Consider the following 16,559-nt stretch of genomic DNA (forward strand, 5'->3'; position numbering starts at 1 on the left):
CGGGCGCTCCGCCCCGTGGTTGCATTGATCTGCAGGCCAGAGCGGGCATGGAAAACGGACAGGTATTCCCTGTCCGTCGGTACAGGTGTGGAAGCGACTGCGAGGCCGCGCCGGGACCCAGACGTCCGCAGCGACCCTCGGGGAGACGCGAGCAAGATCCCTGGTCGCTGACGCTCCTCGGGACGACACTGGCGCGATCGGATGGCTACAGCGCGATCAACCCCGCCTGCACCGCGCGCCTGACCGCGTCGGTCCGGTTGCCGGCGCCGAGCTTGGCGAATAGAGAGCTGACGTGGAACTTGACCGTGCGCTCCGAGATGCCGAGCGCCGCGCCGATCTGCTTGTTCCCCAGGCCCCGCGCCAGCTGGTCGAGCACGGCCTGCTCGCGCGGGGTGAGCGAAGGCCTGCCGGGCGCCCCGCCCGCCTCCCCGCGTACCCGCCGGAGCACCGCGGAGGCGGCGGCAGGCGCCAGCAGCGACCGGCCAGCGGCCACCGCCCGCACGGCCGCGAAGACCTCCTGCCGCGGCGCGCCCTTGAGCAGATACCCGGCAGCGCCGGCCTCCACCGCTGCGATGATCCGCTCGTCGGTATCGAAGACCGTGAAGACGATCACCTGCGTGCGGCCTCCGGCTTCTCTGAGCTCTCGGAGCACCCCGACGCCGTCGAGCTCCGGCATCTCCAGATCCAGCAGCAGCACGTCCGGTCGACTGGCGCGAACCAGCGCGAGCGCCTCGTGGCCAGTGGCCGCCTGGCCGACGACGACGAAGTCGGATTGGGTCTCGAGCATCGCCACCAGCCCATCGCGAACCACCGGATGATCGTCGGCCACCGCCACCCGGATCTCGCGCCGGGGTCCCGCGGGTGGGCCGGCGGTCACGGTGTCGCCGCCGGGCGGCCGGGGAGGGGATCAGGCAGCGGGACAACCACGTCGATCGCGGTGCCGCCGCCCGGCGAGGTCTCGATCACCAGCTCGCCTCCGAGGAGTCGGGCTCGCTCACCCATGCCGATCACGCCGAACCGGTCGGGCGGCATCGTCGTTGGATCGAACCCTACCCCGTTGTCCTCCACCCTGAGGTGCACCCGACCCGGCTCCAGGGTGAGCCGAACGATGGCCTGGGCTGGACCCGCGTGCCTGGCGACGTTGGCGAGCGCCTGCTGGGCGATGCGATAGAGTCCGACCTCGACGGCGGGCGGCAGCTTCCCCGCCATCCGGTCGAATCTCTCGGCGACGACCTCGACACGGAGCCCAGGGGTGGCCGCGCCAGTCGCAACGGCGAGCGCGTGCAGGGCATCCGTGAGGGCACGTCCTTCCAATGGGGCGGCACGAAGATCCAGCACTGAGCGGCGCGCCTCCTGAAGGGTGGACCGGGTGAGCGCCAGGGCCCGGGTCACCGCCTGAGTCAGGCGCTCGTCTCCCTGAGGCGCGGCAAGCGCATCGAGCACCTCGAGCTGCATGGTGAGCCCGGCGAGCGACTGGGCCAGCGTGTCGTGGATCTCCCGCGCCAGTCGGTTCCGCTCCTCGGCGGCGACGGCGCGGGCACCCGCGATCTCGAGCCGTGAGCGCTCGACGGCGAGGCTGACCAGGGCGCCTGCCGTGGTGAGGAGGCTGAGCTCGTCATCCGAGAGCACTCGCCAGTCGGAGCTCGCCACGTTCAGCATGCCCAGGCGCCGCTCACCCACGGCGAGCGGCACACTCGCGTGACATCGCAGACTGGTCCCACCCGGGTCACCATCGTCTGCCGGCCGGACCACCTTCTCCAGGCGGCTGCACCAGACCACGTTCACGTTCGCGGCGCCGCGCAGGTCGCCCGCGCGGAAGGTCGAGAGACAATAGCAGTCGCCGTGCATCGCCTGGGGATGATCGCGGAGCACCGGAGGGAGCGATCGCGCGGCGGCGAGCCGCGGCTCCTCGCTGTCGTCCTCGAGCAGCCAGACCCAGCCGGTCTCCAAGCCCAGCAGCTCCGACACGGTCCCCAGCGCTGAGTCCAGCGACTCCGCCAGATCCGGAGAGCGACCGAGCGCCTGGGCGAGGGCGGTGAGCATGGTGAGCTCGCGGGAGGCAGCCATGGGGGAATATTACTGTACCGCGCTGCCGGCCCTGGCGGCCCGCCCCGCCGCAGCTACTCTCCAACTGGGCAGCCCCGGCTACCATCCTCAAGCTTCGATCATTCGATGACACTTCTTCGAGATTTCCTGCCAAGGGCCCGGCGCGTCACCGTTCCCGCGCTGGCGGCCCTCCGGATGTACTGGGGCACCGTCGCCCTGCTGACCGGCACCGGGTTCCTGGCCCAGGCCGCGTTCCTCGCGGTCGGCGCGCTGCTTCCGAGCCAGCCCGGACCGGCCACCCGGCTCGGCCCCTGGCTCGAGCGTGGAGCCGATCTGGGAGTGGGTTGGAGTCAGGACGCCCAGGGGCCCGCGGCCATCCAGCAGCAGGGAGTGGATGTGCTGTTTCACCTGTTGCTCGGCACGGCCGTCGCCACGCTGGCGATCGCGGCCGTCACCATCCTGACGCTGTTCGGGGCCCGCGCCGCGCGCCGGGAAACGGAGGTGCTGGTCTCCCGCGCCGTCGGTGCATCCCGCCGGGCACTGGCGGCGAGCGCCCTGCTCGAAGGGGTGATCGTTGCCACGGCGGTGCTCGCCGCCGGAGGCGCCGCCGGGATGCTGGCGGCGCGGTGGGCCATCGGCGGCTGGCCTGGCCGGATCCTGCCCGGCGCCCTCGTCCCGCACGTCGCCCCGATCCTCCTCATGGGTGCCGTGATCCTCGCTGGTGCCATCCTCCCGCTGGTCTTCGCCCGGCAGAGCCGAATCCTCGACGCCGAGACCAAGCCGGCCGGCCTGCTCGGACCGGCGGTGCTTCAGCTCGGCGTCAGCCTGGCGGTGCTGGCCGTGAGCGCGCTGCTCGGGCGCCACGCTACGACGCTTACGGCGCGCCTGGCTTTCTCTGACCGCGATGGCCAGGTGCTCGAGCTCACCGCTCCCGACCGCCGGCCTGCGGATCGGGCCCAGCGCTACGCCTCACTGCTCCAGGAACTCGACGGCGATGGAGGTGAGCTCGTGAGCCTGACCAGCCCCGGCGCACTGGTGGGACTGGGCACGGTGAGCACCGTGACCACCGATTGCGGCATCTGCAGTGCCGGGGGAATGAACCTCAAATGGCACCTGGTCTCGACCACCCATCAGTTCGTGAGCCCGGATTCGTTCAAGGCGCTCGGCGTGCGGCTGGTGGCGGGCCGAGGGATCAGGAAGGAGGACGCTTGGGGTGCGACGCCGGTCGCGGTGATCAGTCGCGCCCTCGCCGAGCGACACTTCCAGAAGGGTGGGGCCCTCGGCCGACCGATGCTGGTGGCCGATGATCCCAGAACCTGGCACACCGTCGTGGGCGTCGTGGACGATCCTCCCGGCACCGCCCTCGGATCTCGACTCCAGCCTCGATATACGGTGTACCTCAGTATTCTGCAGCACCCGGTCTCGTCCGCCGAGCTGCTAGTGCGCTCGCCACCGCGGGCCGACCCGGCCCCGTTCGTCCGGCGCGCGCTCCTGGCACTCGGGACATGGGGAAGCGGACCGATCGCCGAGCGTGCCATACTCGCGGCTGAGGCGGCGCCGCTCGTCTGGTTCAGCCGCTGGTTCGCGGTGGAAGGTTGGGTGACGTTGGTCATCGCGGTGGTCGGCACCTTTACTCTGATGCGGCTCTGGGTCCAGTCGCTCCGGCCGGAGCTGGGGATTCGCCGGGCGACTGGAGCGCGGCGGAGCCGCCTGCTGCTCCGGATTCTCTCGCGAGCCGCCCGGACGGGGTTGGCCGGCACGGTATTCGGACTCTGGTTCGGGCAGGCGATCTGGAGCACGCTGCCAAGCGTCATGACCGGTGCGGCCCAGTGGGACATGCGAGTGCTGCTCCGCTACAGTCTGCTGCTCGTCCTCACCACGCTCGCCGGCGCGATGCTCCCCGCGTGGCGCGCCCTGCGAGCGACGCCTGCCTCTCTGCTCGGGTCGGACGGGGATTAGGCCGCCGGGCCGCCGGCATGTCGACGACTCCGCCGACACCACTCCGCAGGGCCCTGACCGACGTTCGCGCCGCGACGGCGCTCGCGCCCGCGCGTCCGGCCTACGCCGCCGGCTTGCGCGCGGCCATCGCCACCATCGCTCCGCTGCTCATAGCGCAGCTCCTGGGCATTTCGGGCGGCACCTGGCTCAGCCTGGCCGGGTTCACCGGCACGCTGGCGAACAAGGGAGGGCCTTACCGGACGCGGGCGGTCGACATGGGCGCCCTCACGCTCGCCGGCACGCTGGCCGTCGCACTGGGCACGGTGAGCGCGGGTCGCATGCCGCTGGCGGTAGCGCTCACCTTCGTCGTGGCCCTGATCTGCAGCCTGGCACGGGTGTGGGGAAGCGCCGGGGCGAGCGTGGGCACCAGCGCGCTCAACCTGTTCGTGATCGCCCTCGCGTTCCCTCCGCGAGACGTTCGCGACGCGCTCACCCGCGCGGGGCTCGTTCTGCTGGGTGGCCTCTGGGCGATGCTGGTGTCGCTCGTGCTCTGGCCGCTCCGTCCCTATCGGCCGGTGCGCCTGGCGGTGGCCGGCTGCTACCGGGCGCTGGCTCGATATGCGGCGGATCTCGCGCGATGGACAACCGACGGCGCCATGCAGCAGCCTGCCGACCTTCCGCCGGTGGGTGTGGCCGTTCGACTGGCGTTGGAGGACGCGCGCACCGCCCTCGCGGCTACTCGGCGTGGGCTCCCCGGCGAGAGTGGGCCCGCTGACCGCCTGGTGGTGCTGCGGGAAATCGTCGACCAGCTCTTCGGCAACCTGGTGGCGCTGGCGGAGGTGATCGAGACGATTCCCCGTGAGACGCGTGACCCCGAGGCCCAGGCCGCTGCCAGAGCCTCGCTCGACGCGGTGGCCAGGTCCCTCGGGGATCTTGCCGACCGGTTGGAGGCGGATCGCGACACGGCGCCGGCCGCGATCGGGTGGGATGGCTCTCCGCTCCGGCACGCCGTTCCCGGCGACACGACGACCGACTCCGACGCGACCCGCCATCTCTACCTGCAAGCCGCCGAGCTGCTCGATCGCGTGGCGCAGTACACCCGGGTTGCTGGAGGAACCCTGAGCGAGATCCAGCCGCCGGACGATACCGAAGGCATAGTGGCGGTCGGCACGCCTGAACCGCGGACCTCACCCTTCGACGCCGTGCGCGCGGTTCTCGCGCCGGATTCGGTGATCCTGCGTTACGCGCTTCGGTTGGCCCTGGTCACGGCCGCCGCCGTCTGGCTCACCTGGGCGCTCGACCTCCGGCGCGGGTACTGGGTCACCATCACCATCGTGATCATCCTGCAACCCTACACCGGCGCCACCACGCTGAAGGCGATGCAGCGAGTCCTCGGCACCGTGGTGGGTGGGGCGCTGACCGCGCTGCTCGGCGCGTTCTTCCACGATTCGTGGGCGATCCTCGGACTCGCGTTCGTGCTCAGCGCCACCTGCGTCGCCCTGCTACCGCTCAACTACGCCGCGTTCTCGGTCTTCCTCACCCCTACCTTCGTGCTGCTGGCGGAGGCCAACGCCGGCGACTGGCACCTGGCCGGGCTACGCATCATCAACACCCTCATCGGTGGTGCCCTCGCGCTGCTCGGCGCCCGCCTGCTCTGGCCGACGCCGGAGTGGAATCGCCTTCCTTCCTACATGGCGGCGTGTCTGCGTGCGAATCGCGACTATCTGCGCGCCACGGTCGCCCGCTTCGGCGACCGCAGCGCCCCCGCCGGACGCGAGCTGCGGGAGGCGCGCCGGCAGAGCGGGTTGGCTGTGGCGAACGCCGACGAATCGTTCCAGCGGTTGCTGGGCGAGCATCGCGGGCCCGACGCGGAGCTCGCGCCGATCATGACCATTCTCACGTACACCCGGCGCCTCACCGCTTCGACGGCGGCGCTGGCCGTCTCGCGCCACTCCGCCGAGCCGGGCGCGGAGCCCGCCCTCGGATCCTTCGCCGATGGGGCCGAACGGGTACTGGACGACCTGGCGTCCGCGGTGATGGAGCGCCGAGCCCCGGCGCCGCTGCCGCCCATGGCTGCCGCGGCTTCTGACGATCCGGCGGTCGGCCCGGTGCTTCGAGTCCGGTTCGACCGCCTCGCCCGTCAGCTCAAGACCCTGCACGACGCCATCGAGCGCTGGTCGGCCCAGGGCACCTGAGCCCGGGGACGCCGCCTGGCCTCGGATTTGCCTTTCCGCCTGAGAATCCCTCGTGTCATTGCGACTGCGTGTGACCACCCTTGGAGGACTCATGGCGTCTAAACGACTGGCCCTTCTTACTCTTGCCGCGCTCGCCGGGTGCGGTGGAGACCACGGGAGCAGCATAGCCGCGGATAGCTTGACCCGCGATCTGCAACGCCTCCCGGTAGACTCCTCGGCCACTCTGTACGACCAACCCGAGGCCGCGCCGCTCCCGGTGGCCGCCAAGCCCAAGCCGGCGCCGAAGCCCGCGCCGAAGCCCAAGCCGAAGCCCGCGCCGGCGCCCGAGCCCGCTCCCGCCCCGCTCGCGCTCGACGCAGGTGCCAGCGTGCCTATGGCCGTCGACCGGGAGATCACCTCCCGCACCGACAAGGCTGGTGCAATCGTGATGGCCACCGTGTCCAGCGACGTCAAGGATGCACAGGGTCGCGTGGTGATTCCGTCGGGCTCGAAGGTGACGATGACGATCGCCCAGATCCACGAGTCGGAGAACAAGGGCGACAAGACCGGCAAGCTCACCCTCACCCCGAACTCGGTCGAGATCGCGGGTCAGACCTACGCGCTGGAAGCCTCGGCCGAAGCGCTCGACCGCACGCTCCGGGACCGCAAGACCAACGCGGGTGACGTCGCTAAGGTCGGCGTCGGCGCGGCGGCAGGCGCGTTGGCGGGCAAGTTGATCGGTGGCAGCACCAAGGCTGCCGTGATCGGCGGCGTGATCGGAGGCGCCATCGGCACCCAGCGCGCCATCGAGACCCAGGACCGGGACGTCGTGGTTCCGGCGAGCTCGCGGGTAGAGCTCACGCTGACCGGACCGTTCACCCGCTGAACCCAGGCCAGAGTGCACGCCAGTCCGGGTTGCTGCCCGGCCTGGCGCCGCACGGCCGATCCCGCCAAACTCAGCTGTGAGCCGGAACACTGTCGGCGTTCGTCCGATCCCCCATTTGTCATCCATGTCCAGAGCCTTCGTCAACGAAGACGCCGCCGGGAGAGGATCGGCCGAGCGTTACCCGCTTCCAGAGCGGGATGACCCCGGCTTTCCCCGGGCGGCGGCCCGTGCCCTCCTTCGCGGCGCCGACCAGGGAGACACGGTCGGTGCCGAGAGCGCCACCGGCTACTATTGGGGCGACCCGGTCCTGCACTCCGAAGTGGAGCGGATCCTGACCGAGGCGCGCGAGGACCGGGACGAGCGGCTCGAGCAGCTCGCCGAACGTTTTCTCAGGCGACCCGCGGCCCGTCGTCGGTAGATCTCGACAGGAGCCTTCCATGCCCACACCCCGTGATCCCACTCCGCCCGCAGATCTCGACGACGCCTTGAATCCGCACCGCGCCGAGGACCAGGAGCGCGCCCGCGAGCACAATCAGGACATCCTTCTGCAGCGCGGCGTGAAACTGTTTGGAGAAGAGACCGACGATGAGCTCGCCGATCTCTGGTCGGCGGTCGATCGGTTCGAGTCGCTGGTGGAGGCCCGCGGTGGGGACACAATGGTCAACGCGCCCGACTCTTCCGAGCCCGAGAACCCCGCGATGGTGCTGCCCGAACGGAAGCCGCGGGAGTCGGCGGGCGACTACGGCCGCCGGATTCACGAGGCCGCGGACCAGCTGACCCGCTTCGAGCGCTAGGCGGCGTCAGCTCCCGCCGCGCCGGAGCGCTTCGCTGCGCCGGTAGGGGAAGACGTCGACCACCTCGCCGGCCGCGAGCCGGCGCTGGACCTCCTGCCAGAAGCCGGTGTCGAGCAGATCGCCGTGATGATTGAGGAACTCCTCCCGGAGCACGCCCGACGGTGCCAGGAACGCCTGGAACTCCTCGGGAAAGACATCCTGCTCCCCCACATAGAACCAGGGCTCGGCCGCGAATTCCTCCTCGATCGAGGTCGGCTGGGGAATTCGGCGGAAGCGGCATTCCGAGAGCAGGCAGAGCTCGTCGTAGTCGTAACAGATCACCCGTCCGTTCCGGGTCACCCCGAAATTCTTGAGCAGCATGTCTCCGGTGAAGATGTCGGCCGCCGCGAGATCCTTGATCGCGTTGCCGAAATCGATGACCGCCTCGCGCGCGGCCGCGGCGTCGGCGTCGCGGAGGAAGAGGTTGAGCGGGGTCACCCGGCGCTCGGTATAGGCGTGGCGCACGATTACCCGGTCGCCCGCCACCCGGACGGTGGCGCCAGCCACCGAGAGCAGATAACCCAGCAGGTCGTCGGGGAAGCAGCGGCGGGGAAACTCGAGGTGCTCGAACTCCTGGGCGTCGGCCAGGCGCCCTACCCGGTCGCGCACGAACACGAAATGATACTTGTCCATCACCGCCTGGCGGGTGGTGTTCTTGGGCGCGCCGAAGCTGTCCTTGATGATCTTGAAGACCAGGTTGAGATCCGGCAGGAGGAAGACGGCCATGACCATGCCTTCGTCGCCCTCGGCGAAGGCGAACCGGACATCCTGCTGCTCCAGGTGGACGATGAGATTGTGGAACAGCTCGGTCTTGCCGTGTTTGTTGTAGCCGATGGCGTTGTAGAGCTCATCCACTCGCTTGAGCGGCATGATGGAGCTGAGAAACTCGATGAGTGCGCGCGGCCGCGGCGCCTCCACCCGGAAGTAGGACCAGCTGAAGCCGAACACGATGCTGGCCTCGTTCTGGGTAAGCAGCGCGGCGTCCACCACGATGCCACGCTCGGAGCGGAGCAGCGGAAGCACGATCGGGAGGGTCATCCCACCTCGCCGGATCCGGCCGACCAGGTACGCTCCCTTGTTCCGGTAGAACACCGAGCGCACCACGTCGATCGACACCGGGCCGGTGACGGGCAGCTCCCGCAGGGCCTCATCGATCATCCGGGCGACGATGCCGGCGTCGCGCTCCAGTGAGGCATAGGGCACCGACCAGGAAAACCGCTCCAGCATCCGGCGGACCAGCGCGGCGTCGGCCGCGCCGGCCGAGTAGGTGTCGTACAGCTCGGAGGGATCGGAGGGCTCCGCCCGCGGGGCCTGCTCCAGATACTCGATGCTGGGATCCACGCCCACCGTGCTGAACACCCGGCGGGTCACCGAATTGAAGAAGGTCTGCTCCAGCTCGGCGTCCGGCCGCCCTCGGGTCCCCGCGGCGTGCAGCGCCCGCATCGCGGCCCAGAGCGTGCGCTCCATGACCGCATCCCGGAGGATGTCGTGCACGTCGGCTACCGCGCCGTCCAGATGCACCTTGTACAGCGTAAGCCGCTCGGTGGCGTCCGCCTGGGCACCGAGCCAGTCGCGCTGCTCGAACCGACCGCGCGCTCGGCGGGTGATCTCCTCGAACCCCCAATGGTAGCGCTCGTACCCCGCGTGGATCGCCGCCACCGCGGTGGCGGCGTTGCCGATCGCGGGAGATCCCGCCAGATTCACCGGCGGTTGTCGCCCCGAGACCGTCATCCCGTCCGCTCCCAAGGGTTCCGCACCATGTCAGCCTCCACGTCGCCCGTCTCCCCCCCTCCGGCCGCGCCCACGGACGGAGAGGCCATCACCCTGCACGAGGGCAAGCTCCAGGTACCGGCTCAGCCGATTATTCCGTTCATCGAGGGCGATGGCACCGGCCCGGACATCTGGCGGGCCTCCCAGTACGTCTTCGACAACGCGGTGCGGCTGGCGTATGGCGGCCGCAAGCGGATCGCGTGGCTCGAGGTTCTGGCCGGTGAAAAGGCCAAGGAGCGGGTCAATAGCTGGCTGCCCGATGATACGCTGGCCGCCATCGATCACTACCTGGTGGCCATCAAGGGGCCGCTTACCACCCCGGTCGGGGGTGGGTTCCGCTCGCTCAACGTGGCCCTCCGGCAGAAGCTCGATCTGTTCGCCTGCGTGCGTCCGGTCCGCTGGTTCGAGGGGGTTCCCTCCCCGGTCAAGGCACCGCAGGACGTGAACATGATCATCTTCCGGGAGAACACGGAAGACATCTACGCCGGAATCGAGTACAAGGCCAAGACCGATGAGGCCCGCCGGGTGGTCGAGTTCCTTCAGCAGCAGATGGGGGTGCAGACCATCCGCTTTCCCGCCACCAGCGCCATCGGGATCAAGCCGGTGTCCGAAGAGGGCTCCAAGCGCCTGATCCGCTCCGCCATCGAGTACGCGATCACTCAGGGGGCCCCCAGCGTGACCCTGGTGCACAAGGGCAATATCATGAAGTTCACCGAGGGCGGCTTCCGCGACTGGGGCTACCAGGTTGCCCAGGAGGAGTACGGCGCCGGCGAGATCGACGGCGGACCGTGGTGCCGCCTTCCCGGCGGTGTGGTGATCAAGGACGTGATCGCCGATGCGTTCCTGCAGCAGATCCTCACTCGACCGCGGGAGTACAGCGTCATCGCCACCCTCAACCTCAACGGCGATTACATCTCCGACGCGTTGGCGGCCCAGGTGGGCGGGATCGGCATCGCGCCGGGCGCCAACATCAACTATCTCACCGGCCATGCGGTCTTCGAGGCTACCCATGGGACCGCGCCCAAGTACGCCGGGCAGGACAAGGTGAATCCCGGGTCCCTCATTCTGTCCGGCGAGATGATGTTCCGCTACCTGGGCTGGAACGAGGCCGCCGACCTGATCATCCGCTCGCTCGAGCGGACCATCGCGGAGAAGCGGGTGACCTACGACTTCGAGCGTCTGATGACCGGCGCCACCCTGCTCAAGACCAGTGATTTCGGCCGGGCCATGGTGGAGAACATGTCATAGGGGCTCACTCCCGGCCTTTGAGTCGATTGATATCCCTGCGGTCCTTCTTGGTCGGCCGGCCGCGCTCGGAGACGAACGCGGCATGCAGGGTCTTGAGCTGAACCGCCATCGCTGCCCGCGCGGCCCTGCTCGCTTCGGTCTCCAGGTAGAGCTCGGCCGCCTCGCTCGCCGGTCCCCGGCGCGCCGAGAGCGCGCGCACCGCGACCTGATACTCGTAGACCCCCTGCCGGATCCGGACCTCGTCACCCACCTGGAGCGGACGCGCGCGCTTGGCGCGGTCACCGTTCACCTGGACCTTGCCGCCCCCGATGGCCTCCGACGCGAGCGCCCGGGTCTTGTAGAACCGCGCCGCCCAGAGCCATTTGTCCAGCCGGACTCTGTCCTCCCGATCGCCCTCGCTCATCCTCGAATAGTACACCGCTAACTGCAACAAATAGCGCACAATCGAGTGTGGGAAGCCCGCGTCTTCCCGCTTCTCCGGGGCGAACGCGAGAGATGGCCGCAGGCGCGGCATTTGCACCGAAGTCGGGCTCCCTTACCGACATCGGAACCGAATGCTCTGGTCCCAGCTCTGGCTGGCTCTCGCGATTGCTCTGCCACCCGATCGCCCGGCGGCCCTCGTGCCTGATCGGGCCCTCAGCTCGCCCGGAGTCGACTCGATCATCGCCGGGGCTGCCGAGGCGCTCTCTCGGGGGCGTCCCTGGGAGGCGAGCCGGCTGATGGCGAGCATCCTGGCCGACTCGGCCCGGCGGACCCCGGAGGCGATCTTTCTCGCCGCCACCGCGGCGAGCCGCTGGGGTGGGTGGCGCGAGGTCGCCACTCTGCTGGATCGGGCGCCATGGCTCGACTCCCTCTACCAGGGCAGAGGCCGCCTGCTGCTGGCCCGTGCCGAGCTGGAGCAGGGGGCCGATTCGGCCGCGTTGCGCCATGCCCTCGCCTTTCCCGGATGGGCGCCCGATTCACTCGAGGGCGAGCGGCTGATCGTGCTCGCCATGGCGCTGGATCATCTGAACGCCAGGGATAGCGCCGCCACGATGTACCGGCACGCCGGGGAGCGGCTGCCGCTGGTATCCGACTGGCTCTGGATGCGTGCCGCCTCGATGACCGATGACAGTGCCGGTCGAGCCCGCCTGTATGCCCTGGTGGTGGACCCGCTGGCCCGCGCGAGGATCGCCTGGAGCGAAGCCGCGGCGCATCGGCGCACCGGGGATCTCGAGGGCGCCGCCCGGCGCTATGCCGCGCTTGGTGTCCGGATCGACGCCCTCCGGCTCCGCTTCGACTTCAGCCCCGACAGCGCGGCGCGCGCTCGGGTGCGGGCCGATCTGCTCGCGCTGCTGGCGGAGCCGCGCGGGTCGGGTGAAACCCGTGGGGCGATCGCGCTGGTGGACAGCGCATTCTCGCCCCTCGCGCCGGCCGAGGAGCTGGTGGTGGCAGGTGCGGCCGCAGCCGCCGGTATGGTGGACCGCGCGGCCACCGGGTACGAGCGGGCCATTGCTGCCGGCCAGGGGGGCACGGATGCGCGGTTCGCATATGCCACCGTCCTCGCCCGGCTCAACCGGTACGCCGACGCGGCGTTCCAGTTCAATCTGGTGCGGGCACCGATCTCGCTGGCGGCGTCCGCGGCCTATCAGCGGGCTCGCGCGCTGGTGCGGGATGGCCGGATGCTCGAGGGCCGGACCGCGCTGCTCGACATCACCAGACGCTATGCCCGAGATACGATTGCCGCTCCCGCGGCGCTCTTTCTGCTCGGCGACCTCGCCGTGGATGACGGGTCGGACAGCCTCGCCAGACGCTACTACCAGCGCCTGACCGTCCGGTTCCCCAAGCACAGTCTGGCACCGGCGGCGATGTTTCGTGCCGCCATGATCGGCTTCGTGGCCGGAATGCCGGTGACTGCCGCCCGGGAGTTCGACCAGGTCACGAGCCAGTATCCTCGGAGCGACGAGGCCGGTGCGGGAGCATACTGGGCCGGACGGGCGCTCGCCGATATCAGCGATAGCGCCGGCGCTCGCGCTCATTGGGAGCCGCTCGCCGCCGGAGATCCCAGCTCCTACTACACCGGCCTCGCCGCCCGCCGCCTGGGCCGTCCTGGGTGGGCCCTCCCCAACGCCAGCGATGAGTTCGCGCCGCTGCCCGCCGCCGACACCGCCGTAGCCCGCGCCGCGCTCCTGGCACGCCTCGGGCTCGGCGCCGAGGCCGGCTGGGAATACGACCGCCTGGCGCGGACTACCGACAGCTCGGCCGAGCGGCTGCTCGCGCTGGCCCACGCCTTCCAGTCCAATGGCCAGGCCACCCGGGCGATCCAGCTTGCCCGACGCGCCCTGGTGCGGGGCGCTCCGGCGGACGCTCGCACCTACCGGCTGATCTACCCGGTCGTGCTGGAGGATGCGCTCCTCACGGAAGCTTCTCAGCACGGCGTCGATCCCAGCCTGCTTGCCGCCCTCATCCGCCAGGAATCGATGTTCAACCCGGCGGCCACCTCCGCGGCCGGTGCTCGCGGGCTGATGCAGGTCATGCCCGAGCTGGGCGGGCGGCTGGCTCGCTCGCTGGAGTACCCGGTGTGGGACCCGGTGCTGCTCTATCAGCCGGACGTGAGCCTGCAGCTCGGCACCTTTCACCTGCAGGAGCTCTCCCAACGCTACCGGCAGCCGGCCCACGTGCTGGCCGCCTACAACGCCGGAGCGAACCGGGTCGACCGCTGGGCGATGCGGGTGGGGGTCGACGACCCCGAGGTGTTCACCGAACGGATCCCCTACACCGAGACCCGGGGCTACGTGCGAGCCATCCGTCGCAATGAGGAGATCTACCGGGCCCTCTACGCCTGGCCCGACCGGCTCTGAGTCTGGCCTCCGGCCAGCCGAGGTCTTAGCTTCACTGAGCCTCGATTCTGGAAGGTCGACTCAGGTTGCTGGATTCCTACCCTTCGCTCGATGCCCTCGATCGCCTCGACGAGGGCATCTTCGCCCTGGATGCCGACGGGCGCATCTCCTATGTGAACCGCGCAGCCCGCCGACTGCTTCCTCGATTGATCGGCGCCACCGGCGGCGAGCTGGTCGGAACCATCATCTGGAACGCCTCCGCCTCCTTCGCGCACACACCCATGGGTGTCGCGCTCCGTCGCGCCCAGTCGGAAACCAGCGCCGTCACCCAGATGATGCGTGATCCGGTGTCGGGCAGCGACCTCGAGCTCCGGGTCTACCCCTCCGCTGAAGGGGCCAGCGTGCTCCTCCGCTCGATCGCGCCGGCGCCATCGACCGAGGTGCTGGACCGGGTGAGCGACCTGTACTTCGCCTGCGATGGCGACTGGCGTCTCACCTTCCTCAACACCCGCGCCAGGGAATACTTCCGCCTCCTCGGCGTCAGCCGGGAAGAGCCGCTGGGGCGGTCCGTCTGGGACGTGATTCCCGGACTGGCCGGCTCCCGCTTCCAGGCCGAGGCGTTCCGCGCGATGGTGGAGCAGACCGAAGTCGAGCTCGAGGCCCTCTTCCCTCCGCTGAATCGCTGGTTCTCCGCGCGGATCACTCCGATGGACGACGGCGTCATCGCCTGCGCCAGAGACATCACCGGATGGCGCCAGTCGCGCGCGGCGCTTACCCGCGAAGCGGAACGGCTGGCGGAGGTCATCCGAACCCAGCATGCCGTGATCACGGCCGGCCCGGACCTTGGCGCGGTGATGCGCGTCGTGTCCGAGCGCCTCCAGGCACTCACCGGCGCGTCCGCGGCGGGCGTCTTCCTGCCGGAGGACGAGGAACTGGTGCTCTGCGAGGGGAGCGGCCCGGCGCGCGCCTGGCTGGGGCAGAGGCTGCCCCTCTCGGGCAGCCTGGTCGGCCACTGTTATACCAGCGGCGAGATGATCCGGTGCGATGACACGACCATCGATCCCCGGGCCCACCAGGCCGCGGCCCGGACCCTCGGCGCCCGATCGGGATTGCTGGTGCCCCTGGCCGGCGCGGAGGGCACCAGTGCGGTGGTATCGATCTGGTCCGACCGGCCGCGGGCTTTCGATCAGGTACACGAGCATACCCTTCAGCTCCTCGCGGGCCTCCTATCCGCCGCGATGGAGCGGGCGTCCAGCTTCGCCGCGAATCAGCTGCTGCTGGCCCAGCGGACCGCGGCCCTTGTGGCCCTTCGGGAAGGCGAGGAGCGGTTTCGCCAGTTGGTGGAGTCGATCGACGACGTCGTGTTCCGGCTGGACCGGCAGCATCGTTGTGTCGATGCGTTCGGCCAGTGGCTGGAGCGGGAGGGCATCCGGGTCGAGAGCCTCGTCGGCCGAACCACCGGTGAGATCGTCGGCCCGGAGGAGGCGCCGGTGCACGAGCGGGCGAATCTGCGCGCGCTGGGGGGAGAGACGGTCACCTACGAATGGACGTTGCGGACCCGCCGTGGGCTCCGGCACATGCAAACCATCCTGTCGCCCCTTCGCGGCGCCGATGGGGAGATCAGCGGGATCGTCGGCGTGGGGCGGGACATCAGTCAGCGGATCGAAGCCGAGCAGCAGATCCGGCAGGCGCAGAAGATGGAGGCGGTGGGGCGCTTTGCCGGAGGGGTCGCCCACGATCTCAACAACATGATGATGATCATCATGGGATTCAGCGATTTCCTGCTCGACGCGCTGGAGCCGGGCGACCGGCGCTCCTCCGACGCGGAGGAGATCCGTAAGGCGGCGGAGCGGGCGATGCATCTCACCCGCCAGCTCCTGGCGTTCGGGCGGTACCGCGTGGTCGCCCGCGAGGTGCTCAGCCTGAACGAGGTGGTCTCCGGCATGGAGCGGATGCTGCGGCCCCTGGTGGGCGAGGACATCGCACTGATCACCCGGCTCGCACCCGAGCTGGGTGGCGTCGAGGCGGACTACGGACAGATGGAGCAGGTGGTCATGAATCTCGCGCTCAACTCGCGAGACGCGATGCGGCCGGGCGGGCGCCTCACCATCGAGACGATGGACGTGGATTTCCCCGAGGGCTACGCCTTCGAGCACCTCGGCTTCGAGATCCCGGCCGGGTCCTACGTGCTGATGGTCGTGGCGGACACCGGGCATGGAATGACGGCGGAGGTGAAAGCCCACCTGTTCGAGCCCTTCTTCACCACCAAGCCGTCCACCCACAACAGCGGACTGGGGCTCGCCACGGTCTACGGCATCGTGGCGCAGAGTGGAGGGTATATCTGGGTGGATAGCGCCCCCGACCAGGGCACCAGCTTCAAGGTCTGCTTCCCACGGGTTTCAGCCGAGGACGCGGCGAGCTCGGCCGACGCGGCGACACCGGCGGCGGCACGGGGGACGGAGACGGTCCTCATCGTGGAGGATGAGGACGTGGTGCGCGCCCTCGCGTCCCGGGCGCTCAGCAGCCATGGCTACGTCGTGCTCGAGGCACGAAACGGGCGGGAGGCACTGGCACTGGTCGAACAGTCCCCCGACCGGGTGGACCTGGTGCTGACCGACGTGGTGATGCCCGAGATGGGCGGGCAGCAACTGGTCGAGCAGCTCCAGCAGGCGCTGCCGGATGCCCGGATCATGTACATGTCCGGCTACACCGAGGGCGACAAGCTCCAGCCCGGCATCCGGAACTCGCCCTATCCCTTTCTGCAGAAGCCGTTCTCCCCCGACAATCTCTGCCGCCGGGTTCGCGAGGCACTGGATACCGCCGTCCGCTGAGGCGTGGGTTCTGG

General features: G+C 69.8%; 12 protein-coding genes. 8 read left to right on the forward strand and 4 right to left on the reverse strand.

The annotated features are described in order from the left end of the window. Positions 1 to 205: 205 nt before the first annotated feature. Positions 206 to 877, reverse strand: a complete 672-nt coding sequence (locus VHR41_16285; protein HEX3235758.1) for a response regulator transcription factor — start codon at positions 875 to 877, stop codon at positions 206 to 208. Next, the gene (locus VHR41_16290) at positions 874 to 2,067 is read right to left on the reverse strand and encodes a GAF domain-containing sensor histidine kinase (protein ID HEX3235759.1); all 1,194 of its coding nucleotides are present in this window, start codon (positions 2,065 to 2,067) and stop codon (positions 874 to 876) included. The genes VHR41_16285 and VHR41_16290 overlap by 4 nt, the downstream gene beginning before the upstream one ends. A 105-nt stretch (positions 2,068 to 2,172) precedes the next feature. Between VHR41_16290 and VHR41_16295 the strand changes: the two genes are divergently transcribed. The 5 genes from VHR41_16295 (at position 2,173) to VHR41_16315 (ending at position 7,838) form a co-directional block, all read left to right on the forward strand. Further along, positions 2,173 to 4,005 carry an FtsX-like permease family protein gene (locus tag VHR41_16295; protein ID HEX3235760.1) on the forward strand — a complete coding sequence of 611 codons (1,833 nt, stop codon included), beginning with the start codon at positions 2,173 to 2,175 and terminating at the stop codon, positions 4,003 to 4,005. 17 nt (positions 4,006 to 4,022) lie between these two features. Further along, a complete protein-coding gene (locus VHR41_16300; GenBank protein HEX3235761.1) occupies positions 4,023 to 6,179 on the forward strand; it encodes an FUSC family protein in 2,157 nt (718 codons plus the stop codon). Positions 6,180 to 6,357: 178 nt separating this feature from the next. Next, positions 6,358 to 7,044 carry a hypothetical protein gene (locus VHR41_16305; protein ID HEX3235762.1) on the forward strand — a complete coding sequence of 229 codons (687 nt, stop codon included), beginning with the start codon at positions 6,358 to 6,360 and terminating at the stop codon, positions 7,042 to 7,044. 124 nt (positions 7,045 to 7,168) lie between these two features. Then, the gene (locus VHR41_16310; protein ID HEX3235763.1) at positions 7,169 to 7,462 is read left to right on the forward strand and encodes a hypothetical protein; all 294 of its coding nucleotides are present in this window, start codon (positions 7,169 to 7,171) and stop codon (positions 7,460 to 7,462) included. Positions 7,463 to 7,481: 19 nt separating this feature from the next. Continuing rightward, positions 7,482 to 7,838 carry a hypothetical protein gene (locus VHR41_16315; protein HEX3235764.1) on the forward strand — a complete coding sequence of 119 codons (357 nt, stop codon included), beginning with the start codon at positions 7,482 to 7,484 and terminating at the stop codon, positions 7,836 to 7,838. A gap of 6 nt (positions 7,839 to 7,844) precedes the next feature. On the opposite strand, the gene aceK is transcribed toward VHR41_16315, so the two are convergent. Next, entirely contained in the window at positions 7,845 to 9,608 is a 1,764-nt protein-coding gene (aceK, locus tag VHR41_16320) for a bifunctional isocitrate dehydrogenase kinase/phosphatase (protein ID HEX3235765.1), read from the reverse strand. Positions 9,609 to 9,635: 27 nt separating this feature from the next. On the opposite strand from aceK, the gene icd reads away from it, so the two are divergent. Then, complete coding sequence (gene icd, locus VHR41_16325; GenBank protein ID HEX3235766.1) at positions 9,636 to 10,895, forward strand: NADP-dependent isocitrate dehydrogenase; 1,260 nt, start codon at positions 9,636 to 9,638, stop codon at positions 10,893 to 10,895. Between the two features lie 4 nt (positions 10,896 to 10,899). Here the strand turns inward: icd and VHR41_16330 are convergent, their stop codons facing one another. After that, positions 10,900 to 11,298 (reverse strand): S4 domain-containing protein, encoded by a 399-nt coding sequence (locus tag VHR41_16330; GenBank protein HEX3235767.1) that lies wholly within the window; start codon positions 11,296 to 11,298, stop codon positions 10,900 to 10,902. 217 nt (positions 11,299 to 11,515) lie between these two features. Here VHR41_16330 and VHR41_16335 point away from each other — a divergent pair, with 217 nt between their 5' ends. Continuing rightward, positions 11,516 to 13,735, forward strand: a complete 2,220-nt coding sequence (locus tag VHR41_16335; GenBank protein ID HEX3235768.1) for a transglycosylase SLT domain-containing protein — start codon at positions 11,516 to 11,518, stop codon at positions 13,733 to 13,735. 65 nt (positions 13,736 to 13,800) lie between these two features. After that, positions 13,801 to 16,545, forward strand: coding sequence for a PAS domain-containing protein (locus tag VHR41_16340; GenBank protein HEX3235769.1), 2,745 nt, complete (start codon positions 13,801 to 13,803; stop codon positions 16,543 to 16,545). Positions 16,546 to 16,559 lie beyond the last annotated feature (14 nt).

Source organism: Gemmatimonadales bacterium (assembly GCA_036265815.1).
Lineage (GTDB): Bacteria > Gemmatimonadota > Gemmatimonadetes > Gemmatimonadales > GWC2-71-9 > CAVVWJ01.